We start from the raw sequence: 17865 nt of genomic DNA, 5'->3' as shown, positions 1-17865 counted from the left end.
AACTCGTTCCGGGGTACGGGTGCCGAGGCCCACCGGGTCTCGCGCCCGAGGCCGATCCCCGAGCGAGAAGGCACCCACTCATGTCCACAGTCCTGATCATCGCTCTGATCGTGGTCGTCGTCGCCGTCATCGTCGTCGGTGCCGTCGCCGTGGTGCGCAGCAAGCGGGGCGCGGGCGGCGGCCGCGGACTCCGGCGCCGCTTCGGGCCCGAGTACGACCGCGCGGTCGCCCGGCACGACGGTGACACGAAGGCCGCCGAACGCGACCTCGGCGAGCGTGTGAAGCGCCACGGTTCCCTGCGCATACGCCCGTTGGAGCCCGCCGCGCGCGAGCAGTACGCGGCCCGCTGGACCGTCGCCCAGGAGCGCTTCGTCGACTCCCCCCGTGACGCGGTGACCGATGCCGACCGGCTGATCGCCGAACTGGCAGGCGCCCGCGGCTTCCCGGACGCGGGCCACTACGAGGACCAGGTCGAGGCACTCTCCGTGCACCACGCCCACCACGTCCACGGCTACCGCAAGGTGCACCGTGCAGCCCTCGGTACGACGGGCCCCGAGGAGGGCAGGACCGGCACGCTGGGCGGCACCCTTTCCGGCACCGAGGCCGACACGGCGGCCGGCACCGAGGAGATGCGCGCGGCCATGATCGAGGCGCGGGCGCTCTTCGACGCCCTCGTCGCGGAGCAGCGGTCCGACACCGGCGCCGCCCACACCGACCGGCACGACACCCACAAGCGCTCGACCGGCATCACCCACAAGGGAGTTCAGCATGGCTGAGGCGTCCGCTCTCTATCCGCCCGACGCGCGCGACAAGCTGACGCTGCGCCTCCAGAACGCCGTCAACGGCTTCGTCGACAACCCCCGGACGGCCGTCGAGAACGCCGACAGCGTCCTGGAGGAGGCGATCGCCGACCTGACGCGCACCCTCACCGAACGCCGCCGCACCCTGCGCACGAGCTGGGAGACCCTCCCGGCCGAAGGCACCCCCGGCGCGCTCCCGCCCTCCGAGGGCGCCGCCCCGCCCGCCGAACCCCCCGCCGGTGACACGGAACAGCTCCGCCTCGCCCTGCGCGACTACCGCGAGACGGCCGAACGCCTGCTGCGTCTGTGAGGTGCCTGTGAGGCACCTGTGAGGTGCCTGTGAGCACCACCCGCTCGTGAGCCCCGGGGGCCGGCCCCCGGGGCTCACGCCGTCCCGACGCCCGCGTGCGGCAGGATGGCGCCATGAGCATCGTGAAGATCAACGCCCTCACCGTCCCCGACGAACAGCGCGAAATCCTGGAAAAGCGCTTCGCCTCCCGCGCGGGCGCGGTCGAGAACTCGGACGGCTTCGAGTGGTTCGAACTCCTGCGCCCCGTGGAAGGGACGGATCAGTACCTCGTCTACACCCGCTGGCGCGACGAGGAGTCGTTCCAGGCGTGGATGGAGGGCCCGATGAAGGCCGCGCACCAGGGCGGCGGTGAGGGAGGCGGCGAGCGCCCCAAGCCCGCCGCCAGCGGCTCCTCGGTGTGGTCCTTCGAGGTCGTGCAGCAGGCGGCGCCCAAGGGCGAGTGACACGGCTTCACCTGGCCTTCGGCCGACTGTGCTGTGCCCTGTGATGTGCCCTCGCACCCGGAGCCGGGTGCGAGGGCACAGCCACGTGCTCGACGCTCGACCCACTGCCCGGCGCTAATTCCCTTGCCGGACGGCGGCTGTACGAGCCCAGAATGGCGCCATGACCGACACCGCCTCCGCCATCCCCACTCCCACTCCCACCGCCGACTGGACCGTCACCCCCGAGCCGTACGACTCGCCCGTCGCGGCCGCGCTCTGGCGTGCGTATTACACCGAGGTCAGCGACCGTTGGTATCTGCTTCGCGAAGGGCACGTCACCGACCCGGTGGAGCTGGAGCGCGAGGTCGCGGCGGAGACGGGGGCCGATCTCGCGGCGCCGGGCGGGGTGTTGCTGGTCGCGTGGTGCGGGGGCGAGCCCGTCGGGACGGCGGGGGTGCGGCTGCTCGACGCGGAGACCGCCGAGCTCAAGCGGGTCTTCGTGCGCGAGGACATGCGCGGCAGGGGCGCCGCGCCCCGCCTCCTCGCGGCCGCCGAGGACGCGGCCCGCGGGCTGGGGGCCGGGCGCATCGTCCTCGACACCCGTACCGACCTGGTGGAGGCCCGCACGCTGTACTCCCGGCACGGGTACGAGGAGACCGGGCCGCTCACGGAACGGCCGTACGCCGAGCACTGGTACGCGAAGCAGCTCACCCGGGGCTGAGCCGACCGCGAGGCGCCCGGTTCAGGCCGCCCGCACCACCGTCGCGCCGTTGTGCGGCCGCTCCGACTCAGAACCGCACAGCTCGGAGCTGAGCTCCTCGACCAGCTGGGTCAGGTCCGTCGGCCGGTCGGGGCTCCACCAGTCGCCGAGCAACTCCGACAGGGAGGCCTCGCGGGCCTTGGCGAGATCGGCCGCGACCTCGCGCCCGCGCTCGGTCAGAACCATCTCCAGGCCGCGCCGTACCGCCAGGCGCCGCTCCTCGACCTGCCGGGCGGCCGCCGTGATGACGGTCAGCGGGACCGTGGTGCGCTCGGCGAGCACGCCGGGCTCCACGGAACCGTGCCGGGCGATGCGCAGGAGCAGCCAGCTCGCCGCGGGCAGCAGGTCGTACCCGGCCCGCTCGGTGATCGTCACGTAGATCGCACGCCGGCCCTCGCGCGTCCCGAGCACCGAGAGCGCCCGCGCGCACTCGTCGTGCGACGAACGCTCCACGGGGTTGCTGGCCAGTGTCTGCGTCGGATCGGGCGCCGTCACCGAGACGCGCAGCTTGTCCTCGCGCAGGAACCAGGCGAGGACGAAGGCGGCCAGGGCGACCGGCGCCGCGTACAGGAAGACGTCCGTGATCGACGAGGCGTACGCGTGCAGGGCGCTGGGCCGCAGCTCGGCGGGGAGTCGCGCGATGCCGCGCGGGTCGGCCTCCAGGGTGCCCACGCTCAGGCCGGGCGGCAGCTGCTGCCCGGCGAGGGCGTCGGTGAGCTTGTCGCCGAGCCGGTTGGTGAAGATCGTGCCGAAGATCGCGACGCCGAAGGAGGCGCCGATCGACCGGAAGAAGGTCGCGCCCGACGTCGCGACGCCCAGGTCCTCGTAGCTCACCGCGTTCTGCACGATGAGGACGAGCACCTGCATGACCAGGCCGAGGCCCAGGCCGAAGACGAAGAAGTACGCGCTCATCTCGCCGGTGCCGCTGTGTTCGTCCAGCTGGTGGAGGAGGAGCAGGCCGATCGTGGTGACGGCCGTGCCCGCGACGGGGAAGACCTTCCAGCGCCCGGTACGGCTGACGATCTGGCCGGACGCGGTGGTGGACAGGAGCATCCCGGCCACCATGGGCAGCATGTGCACGCCCGACATGGTCGGCGTGACCCCCTGCACGACCTGGAGGAACGTCGGCAGATACGTCATCGCCCCGAACATCGCGAAGCCCACGACGAAGCTGATGACCGCGGAGAGCGTGAACGTACGGATGCGGAACAGTTTCAGCGGGAGCACCGGCTCGACGGCCCTGCGCTCCACCGCCACGAAGACCGCCGCGAGGACCACGCCGAGCACCGCGAGCCCGATGATCCCCGGCGAGCCCCAGGCCCACGTGGTGCCGCCGAGCGAGGCGACCAGGACCAGGCAGGTGGCGACGGACGCGATGAGGAACGTGCCGAGGTAGTCGATGGTGTGCCGGGTGGCGCGCACCGGAATGTGCAGCGTGGTGGCGATGACCAGCAGGGCGATCACGCCGATCGGCAGGTTGACGTAGAAGACCCAGCGCCAGCTGAGATGCTCGGTGAAGAGACCGCCGAGAAGCGGGCCGAGGACGCTGGTCGCGCCGAAGACCGCGCCGAACAGGCCCTGGTACTTGCCGCGTTCGCGCGGCGACACGATGTCCCCGACGATCGCCATGGACAGCACCATAAGGCCGCCGCCGCCGAGTCCCTGCAGCGCGCGGAAGCCGATGAGCTGCGGCATGTTCTGCGCCATGCCGCACAGCGCCGAGCCGACCAGGAAGAGCACGATCGCGGTCTGGAACAGCTTCTTGCGGCCGTACTGGTCGCCGAGCTTGCCCCACAGCGGGGTGGCGGCGGTCGCGGCCAGCATGTACGCGGTGACGACCCAGGACAGATGGTCCATGCCGCCCAGTTCGCTGACGATCGTCGGCAGCGCGGTGGACACGATGGTCTGGTCGAGGGCGGCGAGCAGCATGCCGAGCAGCAACGCGCCGATGGAGACGAGTACGCCGCCGGGCGGGTGCCCGTTGCCGCCCCGGCTCGGGGCGGGCTCCGGCCCCTGTCCCGCGGGGCGTGCGCCGACATCTTGCGTCATGGACACCTCCAGGGGTCCCGAGGCAGCTCTCCCCTCGCCCTTTCCTCTCTCCATCCTGGTCCGTGTCACGGGTTATGGCCTGTTGAAGCAGGGCTCCGCGCCACCGTGGGTCGGCATAATCACTGAAGCTCTCGGGGCGGGCGGGACAGCTGAGGGGAGGACGGCCGGTGACCGAGGAGAACGAAGGACGTGAGGGACGAGAACGGGGTGGGGTCGGTCGGACCGGCTCAAGCGGTCGGACCGGAACGACCGGCACGACGTCGACCACCTCGGCTGCGAGCGCGGTCTCCTCGGCCGACGCCGACGCAGCCCACCGCACCCGCACGCGGACCCGGTCGGCCGAGGCCGCCGCCGCGGAGGACTACGATCCGCTGCGGATACGTCCCTACGTATCGCTGCCGGACCCCGACCATTCCGCCCCGGCCCGGCTCCCGTCGGAGATCGCACCCCCGTCAGCCCGGCCGCCCAGGCCCCCAGCCGAGCCCGCCCCCGAGCGCACCGCGCCCCCGGCGCTCCCGGCGCCCCCGCACAACCCACCCGCCCGCAAGCGCCGCGTCACGCTGCTGGTCGGGGCGGCGGGCGCCGTCGCCGCCGCGGCCGCTGCCACCGTCTTCGCCATCGGCCTCCTCTCCTCCGCCACGGACCGGCCGACCCGGGACCGTGCCCTGCCGGGCGACCCGATGTCCGCACCGGTGCGCGCGGACCCGACGAAGCCCGCGCCGTCGCGTGCGAGGCCGTCCGAGTCCCCGTCGCGCGTGCCCTCCGCCCCGCCGAGCGCGAAGCCCTCGCGTTCCGCGCCCGCGCGCTCCCAGCCGCCGTCCTCCTCCGCACCGCCGCCGTCGACGGCGCGCGCCACGGGGTCGGTCGGTACCTCCCCGCCGCCGCCACCCCGCAGGACGAGCGACCCGACCTTGCGGGAGGGCGACAAGGGACCCCAGGTCGCGGAGCTGCAGGCCCGGCTCACGCAGCTGTATCTGTACATCGGCGAGCGCGACGGCATCTACACGTCACAGGTCACGGACGCGGTCACCCGCTACCAGTGGGCCCGCGGTCTGCGGGACGACGCCCCGGGCGAGTACGGCCGCCAGACGCGCCGCAGCCTGGAGTCGGAGACCAGGGAACCCTGAGAACCCGCGCGTCCCACGCCCCGCCGCCACGGCGACCACCGCCCATTCGGGTGGCGGCGGCCGCCTGGGCGTGAGGAGTGAGGCTGCCCTCGTCAGCCCCTCACGCGGTGTCCTCCGTGGGGGACCGCGGGAGATCTCCCCCAGGGAGGACCGAGCTGGAGCCGTGGTGTCGGCGTTGCGGCTCCAGCGGTCCGCTGGACATCCGGTCGGCATCGGCCACGAGTGCGGGAGCAGGCGGGACGGATGCCGGTGTGGTCACGGAGCTTCGTCCCAACTCCTCGGCGAGGATATCGGGTTGACGCACCTGATCGGAACGGCGCCCGAGCTGCGCCTTCGCACACGGCGCGCACGCAACCGCAGCCGAGGGCGTACCCGGACACAGACAGGGGCTGGCCCAGGGACAGGGGCCGGCCCAGGGACAGGGCTACCGCCTGCCGGGCCCCCCGCCTCAAGGCTGGGCTTCGAGCCACTCCCGGAACGAGGGCCCCCGCGAGCTTCGCGTGCGGCCGGGCAGAAACCCGCCGACCGCCTCGATCCCCGCATCGGGCAGGCCGGAGCCGTCGACCGCGACGACCTCGATGCCCCGGCGGGCCCCGGCGGGCACTGGCCCGACCGCTGGCGGGCGGCAGGTGGAAGCTCGGCGGCAGGAGGACGTTCGAGCCCGTGCAGATCAATGGCGGTACGGCGCTGCTCATCCGGATCGAGGGGGGATCGAGGGGGGATCGACGGCGTGCTCGCCGTACGGGTGGAGAGCGGCCGGGTCACCGGCGCCTACCACGTACGCAACCCCGAGAAGCTGTCGCGGGTGGTACGGGAGACCGCCGTCAGCTGTCAGCCCTGACCTGCGGCCGACGCGTCCCGCCGACCGTGCGAAGCGCTGCCCTCGGCGATCAGCCGAACGTCAGGCGGATCGTCCCGTCACCCGCGTCGGCGACCCGCACCTGGGTCAGGTCCTCGACGTGCACGGTGGGACCGAACTCGGCGGCCCGGGGGCCCACACCCACGACCCTCATACCGGCCGCCCGGCCCGCGAGGATTCCGGCCTCGGAGTCCTCGAAGACCACGCAGTCCGCAGGCTCGAAGCCGAGCGCCGCCGCCCCCTTGAGGAATCCCTCGGGGTCCGGCTTGCTGGCGCCCACGCTCTCCGCGGTCACCCGCACGTCCGGCAGCGCGAGCCCGGCCGCGGCCATCCGGCCGGTGGACAGGGGTACGTCGGCGGAGGTCACGAGCGCGTGCGGCAGGCGCTGGTCGGCCAGGGACGCCAGGAACGCGGGCGCGCCCGGCACCGGCACGACGCCCTCCATGTCGGAGGTCTCGGCGGCGAGCATCTCGCGGTTCTCCGCGTGGTTCTCGGCGACGGGGCGGTCCGGCAGGAGTATCGCCATGGACGCGTAGCCCTGCCGCCCGTGGGCGACCTTGATGACCTCGTCGAAGTCGAGCCCGTGCCGCTCGGCCCAGCGCCGCCAGCAGCGCTCGACGACGGCGTCCGAGTTGACGAGGGTGCCGTCCATGTCGAGGAGTACGGCCCCGGCGGTCAGAACGGGTGCGACAGGGTCGGCGGTCGTGGCCGTCATCGGGGAGCTCCAGAGCGCGGCGGCAGCGGAAGATCAAGGCAGCCCCGCCCGCCGGTCAGGGAGTACGGGCGGAGCCACTTTGTTCCTGCACGGTACAAAACGAAGGCGGCAAAAGCCAACGCCGCAGGTCACACCGCCCATGCACCCCAAAAAGGACCAGTTTCGCATCCGGATCCGACGTCGCGGCACATCGTGGCAATGGGCGCGAGGTCGACGTCAGCCCCGCAGACCCACGGATCCACGGATCCACGGACCCGCAGACCCGCAGACCGCGAACCGCCCCTGCCCTCGCCCCCACCCCCGGCTCAGGCGATCGCCTCGTACAGACTCCACACCCCGAGCCCCAGCATCAGCAGCGCCGCGATCTTCGTGATGAGCGCCAGCGGTACCCGCTTCATCAGCGCCTTTCCGCCGACGATGCCCAGGCCCGCGACCGCCCACAGCGCGAGCACCGCGCCGAGGCCGACGGAGAGCGGGTCGTCGTAGCGGGCCGCCATGTTCGCGGTCATGATCTGCGTCAGATCGCCGAACTCGGCGACCAGGATGAGCATGAAGCCCGCCCCGGAGACCTTCCAGAAGCTCTGGTCCGCGGGCTGACGGACCTCTTCGTCGTCGTCACCGCCCTTGAGGAGCAGCATCGCGGCGCCGCCGAGGAAGAGGACGCCCGTCAGCGCGTGGACCAGCTGCTGGGGCAGCAGGGTCAGGACACTGCCCGCCGCGACGGCGAGCACCACATGGACGGCGAAGGCGGCGGCCACGCCGACGAAGACGTACGAGGCGCGGTAGCGCGTGCCGAGGACGAGTCCGGCCAGTGCCGTCTTGTCGGGCAACTCGGCCAGGAAGACGACGCCGAAGACGAGCGCCATCACGCTGAAGCTGATCAAGGTTCCTCAATCGGTCGGGACTGCCCCACCGAGAGTGTTCCACCGCTTCGCGTACGACACCTCGGCACGGCAGCGCACATGGACGCACACGGATGTGGGCGTCCGGACGCACGCGGATGCGTACGCCGGGCACTGCTTGCCGAAGGTCTCGCTGGCCTACCCCACAGGGCCTGCCTCCGGGCGCCGGCTCAGACGAGCTGAGCAGTATGTCGACGGTCCGGCGAAGAGCTACTCCCCTTCTGCGCCGTCCATGGTACGCGACCTCCGCCCGCCCCCAGCCAGGGCCTTTCGGCCCTCCCCGACGCGACACGGAACACCCGATGGCGTGACGTGGGTCGCGTGGAGCCAACTTCCGGAACATGCCCCGCACATGACACACCGCCAGAACTATTGAAGTCCGCACCCATTTGACGCGACCCTGTCACCAACTGCTCATCCACCGGCAACCCCGCTCCGCGACCATGGCCGCCCCACCGGCCAACCACCCCCCACATCAAGGGAGTTCACATGTCCGTCGTCTACGCGCGTCGACACCCCCGCTCCACCTTCGCCGCCGCGGCCCTCGCCCTGGCGTCCGCCACCGCCCTCCTCACCGGCGCCCCCGCCCAGGCCGCACCCCCGGCACCGGTCAGCGCCGCCACGGCCCGCACCTACCTGGGCGGCCTCACCGTCAAGGCCGAGGGCTCCTCCGACGGCTACAGCCGCGACAAGTTCCCGCACTGGATCACGCAGTCCGGCGCCTGCAACACCCGCGAGGTCGTCCTCAAGCGCGACGGCACCGACGTCCAGCAGGACTCCAGTTGCGCCGCCACCTCCGGGACCTGGAAGTCCGCCTACGACGGCGCCACCTGGACCGCCGCGTCCGACCTCGACATCGACCACGTCGTGCCGCTCTCCGAGGCGTGGAAGTCCGGGGCGAGCGGCTGGACCACCGCGCAGCGCCAGGGGTTCGCCAACGACCTGACCCGGCCCCAGCTGATCGCCGTCACGGACAACGTGAACCAGGCCAAGGGCGACAAGGACCCGGCCGAGTGGCTGCCGCCCACCACGTCGTACCGCTGCTACTACGCCCGGATGTGGGTCGACGTGAAGTACCACTACAAGCTCAACGTGAACTCCGAGGAGAAGAGCGCCCTGTCCTCGATCCTCAACGGCTGCTGAGCCCGAGGCGGCCGCGTACCCGGGCCCCCGCGGGAAATCCCGGAACCACCCCGCCCTCCTCCGTCGTTCCGTACCGTACGGGGCGACGGAGGAGGGGGATCACCTGTGGCACGCCTGCGCCTTGGTCCACTGCTGAGGTACGTCGACGGGTCCACGGCGACCGTCTGGGTCGAGGCCGACCGGCCCTGCACCGCCGAGGTGCGGTGCGCGGACGGCGCGCGCGGCGCGGCCCGCACCTTCCAGATCGCGGGCCACCACTACGCCCTCGTGCCGGTCACCGGCCTGACCCCGGGCACGACGACGGCGTACGAGGTGTGGCTCGGCGAGGGCGCGCGGGCCGCCGTCTGGCCGCTGCCCGACGCGCCGTTCCCCGCGAGCACCATCCGCACGCCCGCGGGGGCCGACGCCGAGCTGCGCGTCACCTTCGGCTCCTGCCGCTGGGCCGCGCCGCCCTCCGACGGGGCCGACCCCGTGGGCCCCGACGCCCTGGACACCCTCGCCGCCCGCATCGCTGCCGCCCCGGACGCCGAGCGCCCGGACGTCCTCGTCCTCCTGGGCGACCAGGTGTACGCGGACCAGACCTCCCAGGCCACCCAGCGCTGGCTCGCCTCCCGCCGCGACCTCTCCGAGCCGCCGGGCGCCCAGGTCGCGGACTACGAGGAGTACACCCGCCTCTACGACGAGTCCTGGCTCGACCCGGAGGTCCGCTGGCTCCTCTCCACCGTCCCCAGCTGCATGATCTTCGACGATCACGACGTGGTGGATGACTGGAACACCAGCGCCGCCTGGCTCGCCGAGATGCGGGCCACGCCCTGGTGGCGCGAGCGCGTCCTGAGCGGCCTGATGTCGTACTGGGTCCATCAGCACCTCGGCAATCTGCCGCCCGAGAAGCTGGCGACCGACGCGGTCTACGCCGCCGTGTGCGCGACCCCCGACGGCACGGACGCGCTGCGCGCCTTCGCCTCCGCGGCCGACGCGGACCCGGCCTCCGTCCGCTGGAGCTACCGACGGGACTTCGGGCGCGTGCGGCTCCTGATGGTCGACACCCGCGCGGCCCGCGTCCTGGAGGAGGACGAGCGCGCCATGCTCGACCCCGACGAGGCCCGCTGGCTGCGCGAGCAGGTCCACGCCGACCCGGGCGGATACGACCACCTCCTCATCGGCACGTCCCTGCCCTGGCTCCTCCCCCACCTCATCCACGACGCCGAGGGGTGGAACGCCGCGCTGTGCCGCGGTGAGCGCGGCGGCCGCTGGGCCCGGTTCGGCGAGAACGTGCGCAGGCGCGCGGACCTGGAGCACTGGGCCGCCTTCCCCGCCTCCTTCGAGGCGCTCACCGAGCTGATCGGGGAGGCGGGTACGGGACCGCGGGCCCCCGCGACGGTGTGCGTGCTCTCCGGCGACGTCCACCACGCCTACATCGCCGAGCCGAGCTGGCCCGCGGGCGCCGGACCCGAGGCCCGCGTCCTGCAGCTGACCTGTTCCCCCGTCCACAACTCGATCCCCGCCTCGATCAGACTCGGCTTCCGCTTCGGCTGGAGCCGGGTGGGGCGCGCCCTCGGCCGCCGGATCGCGCGGCACGCCCGGGTGACGGAGGCGGGCATCGACTGGGACCGGACGGGCGGGCCGTGGTTCGGCAACCAGCTCATGACGCTGACGCTGCACGGCCGTTCGTCCCGGCTCCGCCTCGACCAGGCACGGGCCGAGCGGGGTGGCGCGGTGCGCCTGGAGACGGCGGAGGAGCTACGGCTGTCGTGAGCGGCGGCGGGAAGGGCGGAGGTGACGCGGCCGTCGCGATCGGCGGGGGTACGGCGGAGGTGACGCGGCCGTCGTGCGCGGCGGGCAGGGTGTTCACCCCGTAGCGAGCCCGAGGTACACCCCGTACGCGAGCCCGACGTACACCCCGTACGCGAGCCCGACGTAACCCCCTGTACGGCGTCCGCACAGGCTTCACACCCCGCGTCCACACCGGCCACACCAACCCCCCGTGACGCACCCCACACCCGGAAGCGCATCCTCCGGACGGGGTTCGCCATCGGGGCGTCCGACGGCATGATGAGGCGGACTTGCCTCTTCCAGCGCCCTCTACGCCCCGGGAGCCACGCTTTTGTCCGCACCTGTATCCGCGCCGCTCCCACCCGCGCCGCGCCGGTCCGCCCCGGACGCGTCCGCCCTCGCCCTGGTCGGCGCGGGCCCCCGTGGCACCAGCGTGCTCGAACGGCTCTGTGCGTCGGCGGGTGAACTCCTCCCGCCGGGGACGCGCCTGACGGTCCATGTCGTCGACCCCGACCCGCCCGGCGCGGGCCGCGTCTGGCGGACGGCGCAGTCCGGCGAGCTCCTGATGAACACCGTCGCCTCGCAGGTGACCCTCTTCACGGACGCGAGCGTCGACTGCTCGGGCCCGATCCGCCCGGGTCCGAGCCTGTACGAGTGGGCCGCCGACGGCCGCGTACCGGAGCTCGGGCCCGACGACTACCCGACCCGCGCCTGCTACGGCCGCTACCTGGAGTGGGTCTTCGCCGAAACGGTGCGCGGCGCCCCCGCCACGGTCCACGTCCAGGTCCACGCGGCACGCGCCGTACGCCTCGGCGAGACGCCCGACGGGCTGCAGACCCTCGCACTGGACGACGGAGTCGAACTGTCCGGGCTCGCCGCGGTCGTGCTGGCGCAGGGCCACCTGCCGACGGCCGGCGACGACGAACAGGTGCGCCTGACGGCTCATGCCGCGCGGTACGGCCTGCGCCACTTCCCGCCCGCCAACCCCGCCGACCTCGACCTGTCCGTCATCGCCCCCGGTGAGCGCGTCCTGCTGCGCGGCCTCGGTCTCAACTTCTTCGACCACATGGCGCTGCTGACCGGCGGCCGCGGCGGCCGGTACCTGCGCACGCCCGACGGCGTCCTGCGCTACGAGCCCTCGGGCCACGAGCCGCGCCTGTACGCGGGGTCGCGGCGCGGCATCCCGTACCAGGCGCGCGGCGACAACGCGAAGGGCCCGTACGGGCGTCACGAGCCCGCCCTCCTCACCGCCGACGCCGTGGCCCGCTTCCGCAAGCGCGCGGACAGCGGCGAGGCGCCCGACTTCCTCGCCGAGATATGGCCGCTGATCGCGAAGGAGGTGGAGACGGTCTACTACGCGGCGCTGCTCGCGAGCCGGGGCGGCGCGCCGGGCGACGCCGACCGCGGCCGGAGCGACCGGGGCGACCGGGGCCACCGCGACCCGAGCAGCTTCCGGGAGCGGTTTCTCGCCACGGAGCACCGGAGCCCCCAAGAGGCCCTCGTCCTGGCGGAGTTCGATGTCGCCGACGCCGACCGCTGGTCCTGGGACCGGCTCTCCCGCCCACACCCCGACCGCCCCTTCGCCTCCCCCGACGCCCACCGCGCCTGGCTCCTCGACCGGCTGCGCGAGGACGCCGCGCAGGCCGCGCTCGGCAATGTCGCGGGCCCGCTGAAGGCCGCGATCGACGTCCTGCGCGACCTGCGCAACGAGCTCCGCGGGATCGTCGACCACGGCGGCCTGTCCGGCACCTCGCGCCGCGACCACCTGGACCGTTGGTACACGCCGCTCAACGCGTTCCTCTCGATCGGCCCGCCGCGTCGCCGCATCGAGGAGATGGCCGCACTGATCGAGGCGGGCGTCCTGGAGGTGCTCGGTCCGCGCCTGGCCGTGCGCGCCGAGGGCGGGGCGTTCCGCGCGCACTCCCCCGACGTGCCGGGCTCCGCTGTGAGGGTGACCACGCTGATCGAGGCCCGGCTCCCCGAGCCGGACGTGCGCCGCACCGCCGACGCGCTCCTCGCACGGCTCCTCGCGGACGGCGGATGCCGCCCCCATGTGGTCGACGGCTATGAAACCGGAGGCGTGGATGTCACTCCGCGCCCCTACCGCCTGATGGACCGTCACGGCCGGGCGCAGGCGCGGAGGTTCGCGTTCGGAGTGCCCACCGAGGGGGTCCACTGGGTGACCGCGGCCGGTGCCAGGCCCGGCGTCGACTCGGTCACGCTGTCGGACGCGGACGCGGTGGCGCGGGCCGCGCTGCGCACTGCCGTCGGGGCCGCCGGGGTGCCGCCCGAACCCGGTGGAGAGCGGAAGCGGAATCTCCGGATAACCGAATGTTGAACTTGCAAGTACTAATTAGGTTCTCCTAATCTTGGGCCTCCGCTCGGTGACCGTCCCCAACCGAAGGAGCCCCACCATGACCGGACGCCTCAACGGCGCCCAGCCCTACGCCCTCGGCCTGTTCCGCGCAGTGATCGGCCTGCTCTTCGCCTGCCACGGCGCCGCCTCGCTCTTCGGCGTCCTCGGCGGCGCGCCGGGCGGCGGCACCATCCCCGTCGCCACCTGGCCCGGCTGGTACGCGGCCGCCATCCAGCTCGTCGGCGGCACCCTGGTCCTGCTGGGCCTCGGCACCCGCGCCGCCGCGTTCGTCTCGTCCGGCTCGATGGCCTACGCCTACTTCAAGGTCCACCAGCCGGAGGCCCTCTGGCCCATCGAGAACGGCGGCGAGGCCGCCGCGATCTTCTGCTGGTCGATGCTGCTCCTCGTCTTCACCGGCCCCGGCGCGTTCGGCCTGGACCGGCTGTTCCCCTCGCGGGGCACGAGCGAGAGGGCCGACGAGGACGCGGACGCCGACACGAAGCGCGGCACGGCTGTCGCGGCCTGATCCCCGCGGGCGGCACGGCGCACCGGCGCATCGGCGCACTGGCTCCGCTCAGGACGGCGCCCTTTCCTCGTACGTACGGGGAAAGGGCGCCGTCCGCGCGTAGTCCATACCTACCTACCTACGTACGTACGAGGGTGCTCAACCCGTCGGCTCGAACGGCACGGTGAAGCACGCGGCCCGCTCGCCCGCGCCGCCCGGCACGTCGTGCAGCACCACGGAGGCGGCCTCGCCCGGCCGGAAGCCCCAGCGGTGCCGCGCGCGGGCCGAGCCGGAGCCGTCCGGCCAGGCGATGAAGTCCAGCCACACCTCGTTCGCCGGGTTCACGTAGGCCGGGTCCTTCGACGGCTGCACCGGGTCGACGCGGTGCTGATAGTGACCGCCGGCCGCCTCCGGCACCGTGCCGCACGGCTTCCGGTGCACGTGCACGCCGTACGCGTGCCCCGGCTTCATGCCCCTGACCCGCAGCGTGACGACCGTGCCGCCCTTCTCCTCGCGCTGCTCGACCGCGATCCAGGACGCGGCGGGCACCAGCCCCATGTCGTACGTCACCGCGGGCGAGGGCACGAAGGCCGAGGGCGGCGCGAACCGCGCCTCGGCCCGCACCCCGGGGTGCCCCGTCCCGCCGGGCGCACCACCGCCCGCGGCCAGCACCGCCGCCGCCACAGCCCCGGCCACCATCACTGCCACCATCGCCCGCTCCGTCCCTCGTGTCACTCGCCCACAGCGTGGGTACTGACTCGTTCGTACGGGACTTCGGGGCCGTACACCGCATCGGGGGAGGCAGCCGGGTGAACGTGATGTAGGGAACATCCAAGGCCCCCGTGGATCTTCCGCCGCACTCGCGGCGTACGCTGTACAGCTGTCATCAGGCTGCTCATGCCGTCCTCCGCTCCACAGCGGCACCGCGCTGCCGATCGGGGAGTAACGGGGAGTTACGGTGCTTGAGAGTGTGGGGGCGTTGACCGGCAGTCCGTGGATCTACGCGGTCGTCGCCCTGTCCGTCCTGTTCGACGTCTTCGTGCCGGTGCTGCCGAGCGGGGTCATCGTGATCATGTCCGCCACGGCCGCCGCGGCCGCGGGAACCGGTGCCGGGCCCGTCCCGCACCCGGTGCCCGACATCATGGTGCTCACCCTCTGCGCGGCCACCGCCTCCGTCCTCGGCGACATGGCGGCCTTCCGCCTCGCCTGGCGCGGCGGCGAACGCCTCGACCGCGCCATCGCCCGTTCCCGCCGCCTGACCAGCGCGCAGGAACGACTCGGCACGGCGCTCGCCCGGGGCGGCGGCATCCTCGTCGTCATCGCACGCTTCGCCCCCGCCGGACGCTCGATCGTCTCCCTCGGCGCGGGCGCGGCGCACCGCAAGGTGCGCGAGTTCCTGCCGTGGTCCGCGCTGGCGGGCGTGGCCTGGGCGGGCTACAGCGTCGCCCTCGGCTACTTCGGCGGCCAGTGGCTGGGCGCGACGTGGCTGGCGACGGGCGTCTCCCTGCTCGCGCTGTTCGCGGCGGGGGCGGGGGCGGCATTCCTGGTGCGGCGGCCTGCGGCGGGCTGAACGGGGGGTCGCGGGCTGCGTCTGCGGTGACGGGCCGGGCTCAGGTGGACGCGGGCTGCCCCACTCCGTGATCGCGGGCTGCCCCACTCCGTGATCGCGTGCTGCCCCACTCCGTGATGACGGGCCGGAGCGGGAGATCGCGGGCTATCCCTGCGGTGGCGGGCCTGGTCCGGGGGGCGTGGGACCGGCAACGGCGGGCAGCCTCGGCGGACGGCAGGACTACCCGACGTCGGGGGCTGCCCCGCCCGACGGCAAGACTGACCGGCAACGGTGGGGGCTACCCAGCGGATGTCAGGCCTGACCGGCGACAGCGGGCTGCCCCGCCAGGTCCGACCGGCGACGGCGGGCCGCCCCCGCCACCCACATCGGAGCGGACCAACCCGGCGCCACCCACACCGGTCCGACCCGGCGCCGCGGCCTAGGACGCGGCGCGTGCCCCGCGCACCTCCAGCCCGGCGAGCAGTTCCGCGGTCGCCTCGGCCACGGCGTCGACGGCCCGGTCGAAGACCTCGCGGTTGTGCGCGGCCGGGGCACGGAACCCGGAGACCTTGCGCACGTACTGCAGCGCGGCGGCCCGGATCTCCTCCTCGGTGGCGTCGTCGGGGATGGCGGGCGGGCGGAGTGTCTTGATGCTTCGGCACATGCTTCCAGCTTGCCACCGGGGGGCCGTCGGCCGGTGGCAATCCGCCGTCCGCGACCGTCGCCCCCTTCACTCCCCCTCACCCCTTTCGCTCCCCCTCCCCCCTCACTCCCTCGCCCCTCACTCCCCCTCGCCCTCGCCCTCGCCCTCAGACATGACTGCGCCCCGCCACGGGGGCCTGTTCACTCGCACATCGAATTCGAACAGGAGTACCATTACGCCGTGCCTCCCACCCCACCCCATGACTTCCCGAGCGACCTCCTCGCCGGCCAGGAGGAACTGCACCAGGTCCGCTCCACGCTCCTGGCGCTGCTCAAACGCCTGCCCTGGTCCGTGGAGCCCCTCGACGGCTTCAGCGACACCGGCGGCTGGCGCAAAGTGGAACGCCCCGCCTCCGCCGGCTGGACCCCGCACGAACAGGCCGAGGTCGAGGAACTCCGCACGCGGGAGCGGGAATTGGCGGTCTTCGTGAGCTGCCACAGCTACTGGGAGCAGATCGCGGGCCCGGACGCGGTCACCGGGAGGGCCCGGCTGAAACACGTGCACGAGACACCGGACGGCTCCCTCCCCGCAAGCCATTGACAGGCGCAGGGGCCGGGCGTTGACTCGCTACCAGCCACGCACGAGAGCCGTCTTCGAGTCGTCTCCGAGTCGCTCTCGAGCCCTCTTCGAGCTGCCTACGGTCACGGAGGTGCAGCCATGAACGTCCTGATTGTCGTCGCGATCCTGGCCCTCGTCGGCCTGGGCTTCGACCAACCGCTGCTGTGGCTGGCCGCGGCCGCGCTCGCCTTCTACCTGGTCCGCTTCTACGAGGGCGGCTCCGGCAAGAAGAGCGGTTCCGCGGGGAGCGCGGGCGGCGGCGCGGGGGGCGGTGGTGGAGCGGGCGGCTCCGGTGGCGGCGCGGGCGGTGGCGGTGGCGGCTACCCCAAGACCTACCGCGACTACCGCCTCCGCAAGGAACGCCAGGAACGCTGGGACCGCCGCTACCGCAGGACCCACCCGGGCTCGGGCCGCTGAGCCCCGCCCGGTACCCGGCCAGGTCCACGAAACTGCCGTCGTGCCGCGCCCCCGGCGCACTCAAGTAATGCGCCAGGCCTCCTCGTTGATGCCCAGGTCCTCCCGGGCGCGCTCGTGGTAGGTGTTCAGGCGCTCATGAAGGTCGCCACGCACGGGCGGGGGCTCATGCTCCCGCGCCTGCTTCTCCATCTTCCAGGTCGCCACGTTGACCTCGTGCGCGGCAGCGACGACGGGAGAGGCCGCCAGCAGCACGAGCGCTTCGAAAAGCGCCGAGCGTTTGCGCTCCCCTTCCTCCATGGCCTCGATGAACTGCAGGTACTCCGCTGACCCTCGCTCGGCCCGGCGCGCGAACTTCGAAGCATCCGCGACCTCTTTCACACAAGCCGCGTATTCGATGTAGGCGTTGAGTTTGCGTTCGTCCCAGCGCGTGGCTATCGCCCGTCTATGTTTGGCGCGTTCGGCCATGCTGACGGAGAAATAGGACGTCAGAGCACCGATCAACACGCCCACCAGAGCCACAATCTGAGTGATCACGGCGCCGACGGTATCGCTCGGGGCCCGCACACGAGCAGACCCCCTGACCGATCACGGTCAGGGGGTCCGAAGCAGGCTTCACACGCAGACCGCCCCCGTGCGCCGAAGCGCACGGGGGCGGCCCCAAGTGAGGCTGGCTAGAGCAGTGCCTCCGAGTGTGCCGAGTACGGCGATGAGGGTGGGCCACATCGTCTTCTCCTTCAGGCGGTAGGTGCGGCGCCTCGGCGAGCATCGCGTGGCGGTCGGCGAGTTGGGCGATGCGGTGGCGGGTGGCGTCCTTGGTCATGGTGACGTCGAAGACGAGCCCTTCTTCGGAGCAGATGATCGACACGGTGCGCTGGGCGCGGCCGATGAGGCGGGCGATCTCGTTGCGGCCCTTGCCC

Annotated in this window: 18 protein-coding genes; 12 read left to right on the top strand and 6 right to left on the bottom strand. The window is 73.0% G+C overall.

Annotated elements, in window-relative coordinates; all coding sequences use genetic code 11:
- Window positions 1-80: 80 nt before the first annotated feature.
- The 4 genes from ACZ69I_RS02925 (at window position 81) to ACZ69I_RS02910 (ending at window position 2253) form a co-directional block, all read left to right on the top strand.
- Entirely contained in the window at window positions 81-776 is a 696-nt protein-coding gene (locus ACZ69I_RS02925) for a hypothetical protein (RefSeq protein ID WP_470830256.1), read from the top strand.
- On the top strand, window positions 769-1110 hold the full coding sequence (locus tag ACZ69I_RS02920) for a hypothetical protein (protein WP_467668694.1): 342 nt from the start codon (window positions 769-771) through the stop codon (window positions 1108-1110). The genes ACZ69I_RS02925 and ACZ69I_RS02920 overlap by 8 nt, the downstream gene beginning before the upstream one ends.
- 113 nt (window positions 1111-1223) lie before the next feature.
- Window positions 1224-1553, top strand: coding sequence for an antibiotic biosynthesis monooxygenase family protein (locus tag ACZ69I_RS02915; RefSeq protein WP_467668696.1), 330 nt, complete (start codon window positions 1224-1226; stop codon window positions 1551-1553).
- Between the two features lie 160 nt (window positions 1554-1713).
- On the top strand, window positions 1714-2253 hold the full coding sequence (locus ACZ69I_RS02910; protein WP_470830253.1) for a GNAT family N-acetyltransferase: 540 nt from the start codon (window positions 1714-1716) through the stop codon (window positions 2251-2253).
- Between the two features lie 21 nt (window positions 2254-2274).
- On the opposite strand, the gene ACZ69I_RS02905 is transcribed toward ACZ69I_RS02910, so the two are convergent.
- Window positions 2275-4341 carry a DHA2 family efflux MFS transporter permease subunit gene (locus ACZ69I_RS02905; RefSeq protein ID WP_470830252.1) on the bottom strand — a complete coding sequence of 689 codons (2067 nt, stop codon included), beginning with the start codon at window positions 4339-4341 and terminating at the stop codon, window positions 2275-2277.
- A gap of 167 nt (window positions 4342-4508) precedes the next feature.
- Here ACZ69I_RS02905 and ACZ69I_RS02900 point away from each other — a divergent pair, with 167 nt between their 5' ends.
- Window positions 4509-5468 (top strand): peptidoglycan-binding domain-containing protein, encoded by a 960-nt coding sequence (locus ACZ69I_RS02900; RefSeq protein WP_470830251.1) that lies wholly within the window; start codon window positions 4509-4511, stop codon window positions 5466-5468.
- A gap of 890 nt (window positions 5469-6358) precedes the next feature.
- On the opposite strand, the gene ACZ69I_RS02895 is transcribed toward ACZ69I_RS02900, so the two are convergent.
- Window positions 6359-7042: an HAD family hydrolase gene (locus ACZ69I_RS02895; protein ID WP_470830250.1), complete on the bottom strand. Its 684-nt coding sequence runs from the start codon at window positions 7040-7042 to the stop codon at window positions 6359-6361.
- A 305-nt stretch (window positions 7043-7347) separates the two neighbouring features.
- Window positions 7348-7926 carry a TMEM165/GDT1 family protein gene (locus tag ACZ69I_RS02890; protein WP_467668710.1) on the bottom strand — a complete coding sequence of 193 codons (579 nt, stop codon included), beginning with the start codon at window positions 7924-7926 and terminating at the stop codon, window positions 7348-7350.
- 507 nt (window positions 7927-8433) lie between these two features.
- On the opposite strand from ACZ69I_RS02890, the gene ACZ69I_RS02885 reads away from it, so the two are divergent.
- The 4 genes from ACZ69I_RS02885 (at window position 8434) to ACZ69I_RS02870 (ending at window position 13742) form a co-directional block, all read left to right on the top strand.
- Window positions 8434-9087 (top strand): HNH endonuclease family protein, encoded by a 654-nt coding sequence (locus ACZ69I_RS02885; RefSeq protein ID WP_467668712.1) that lies wholly within the window; start codon window positions 8434-8436, stop codon window positions 9085-9087.
- A 105-nt stretch (window positions 9088-9192) separates the two neighbouring features.
- Complete coding sequence (locus ACZ69I_RS02880; RefSeq protein WP_470830248.1) at window positions 9193-10842, top strand: alkaline phosphatase D family protein; 1650 nt, start codon at window positions 9193-9195, stop codon at window positions 10840-10842.
- A gap of 349 nt (window positions 10843-11191) precedes the next feature.
- Window positions 11192-13198 carry an FAD/NAD(P)-binding protein gene (locus tag ACZ69I_RS02875; protein WP_470830247.1) on the top strand — a complete coding sequence of 669 codons (2007 nt, stop codon included), beginning with the start codon at window positions 11192-11194 and terminating at the stop codon, window positions 13196-13198.
- 76 nt (window positions 13199-13274) lie between these two features.
- On the top strand, window positions 13275-13742 hold the full coding sequence (locus ACZ69I_RS02870; RefSeq protein ID WP_470830246.1) for a DoxX family protein: 468 nt from the start codon (window positions 13275-13277) through the stop codon (window positions 13740-13742).
- Window positions 13743-13880: 138 nt separating this feature from the next.
- Here ACZ69I_RS02870 and ACZ69I_RS02865 read toward each other — a convergent pair whose 3' ends face one another.
- Window positions 13881-14432 carry a superoxide dismutase family protein gene (locus ACZ69I_RS02865; RefSeq protein ID WP_470830244.1) on the bottom strand — a complete coding sequence of 184 codons (552 nt, stop codon included), beginning with the start codon at window positions 14430-14432 and terminating at the stop codon, window positions 13881-13883.
- A 247-nt stretch (window positions 14433-14679) separates the two neighbouring features.
- On the opposite strand from ACZ69I_RS02865, the gene ACZ69I_RS02860 reads away from it, so the two are divergent.
- Complete coding sequence (locus ACZ69I_RS02860; RefSeq protein ID WP_467668724.1) at window positions 14680-15291, top strand: DedA family protein; 612 nt, start codon at window positions 14680-14682, stop codon at window positions 15289-15291.
- Window positions 15292-15709: 418 nt separating this feature from the next.
- On the opposite strand, the gene ACZ69I_RS02855 is transcribed toward ACZ69I_RS02860, so the two are convergent.
- The gene (locus ACZ69I_RS02855) at window positions 15710-15934 is read right to left on the bottom strand and encodes a DUF2277 domain-containing protein (protein WP_467668726.1); all 225 of its coding nucleotides are present in this window, start codon (window positions 15932-15934) and stop codon (window positions 15710-15712) included.
- 219 nt (window positions 15935-16153) lie between these two features.
- Between ACZ69I_RS02855 and ACZ69I_RS02850 the strand changes: the two genes are divergently transcribed.
- Window positions 16154-16513: a hypothetical protein gene (locus tag ACZ69I_RS02850; protein WP_470830243.1), complete on the top strand. Its 360-nt coding sequence runs from the start codon at window positions 16154-16156 to the stop codon at window positions 16511-16513.
- Window positions 16514-16630: 117 nt separating this feature from the next.
- Complete coding sequence (locus tag ACZ69I_RS02845) at window positions 16631-16948, top strand: hypothetical protein (protein ID WP_470830241.1); 318 nt, start codon at window positions 16631-16633, stop codon at window positions 16946-16948.
- A 60-nt stretch (window positions 16949-17008) separates the two neighbouring features.
- Here the strand turns inward: ACZ69I_RS02845 and ACZ69I_RS02840 are convergent, their stop codons facing one another.
- Entirely contained in the window at window positions 17009-17482 is a 474-nt protein-coding gene (locus tag ACZ69I_RS02840; protein ID WP_470830240.1) for a hypothetical protein, read from the bottom strand.
- Between the last annotated feature and the right edge of the window lie 383 nt (window positions 17483-17865).

The sequence above is a fragment of the Streptomyces sp. NPDC036815 genome, from assembly GCF_055609205.1.
Note: the sequence above shows the minus strand (reverse complement) of the source record. Positions and strands in the feature narration are given on the sequence as shown.

What these genes read in the sequence shown, in the direction of transcription:
- ACZ69I_RS02885 (WP_467668712.1), top strand. Translation starts at nt 8,434, where the DNA reads ATGTCCGTCGTCTACGCGCGTCGACACCCCCGCTCCACCTTCGCCGCC.
- ACZ69I_RS02920 (WP_467668694.1), top strand. Translation starts at nt 769, where the DNA reads ATGGCTGAGGCGTCCGCTCTCTATCCGCCCGACGCGCGCGACAAGCTG.
- ACZ69I_RS02915 (WP_467668696.1), top strand. Translation starts at nt 1,224, where the DNA reads ATGAGCATCGTGAAGATCAACGCCCTCACCGTCCCCGACGAACAGCGC.
- ACZ69I_RS02845 (WP_470830241.1), top strand. Translation starts at nt 16,631, where the DNA reads ATGAACGTCCTGATTGTCGTCGCGATCCTGGCCCTCGTCGGCCTGGGC.
- ACZ69I_RS02895 (WP_470830250.1), bottom strand. Translation starts at nt 7,042, where the DNA reads ATGACGGCCACGACCGCCGACCCTGTCGCACCCGTTCTGACCGCCGGG.
- ACZ69I_RS02870 (WP_470830246.1), top strand. Translation starts at nt 13,275, where the DNA reads ATGACCGGACGCCTCAACGGCGCCCAGCCCTACGCCCTCGGCCTGTTC.
- ACZ69I_RS02865 (WP_470830244.1), bottom strand. Translation starts at nt 14,432, where the DNA reads ATGGTGGCAGTGATGGTGGCCGGGGCTGTGGCGGCGGCGGTGCTGGCC.
- ACZ69I_RS02855 (WP_467668726.1), bottom strand. Translation starts at nt 15,934, where the DNA reads ATGTGCCGAAGCATCAAGACACTCCGCCCGCCCGCCATCCCCGACGAC.
- ACZ69I_RS02905 (WP_470830252.1), bottom strand. Translation starts at nt 4,341, where the DNA reads ATGACGCAAGATGTCGGCGCACGCCCCGCGGGACAGGGGCCGGAGCCC.
- ACZ69I_RS02910 (WP_470830253.1), top strand. Translation starts at nt 1,714, where the DNA reads ATGACCGACACCGCCTCCGCCATCCCCACTCCCACTCCCACCGCCGAC.
- ACZ69I_RS02925 (WP_470830256.1), top strand. Translation starts at nt 81, where the DNA reads ATGTCCACAGTCCTGATCATCGCTCTGATCGTGGTCGTCGTCGCCGTC.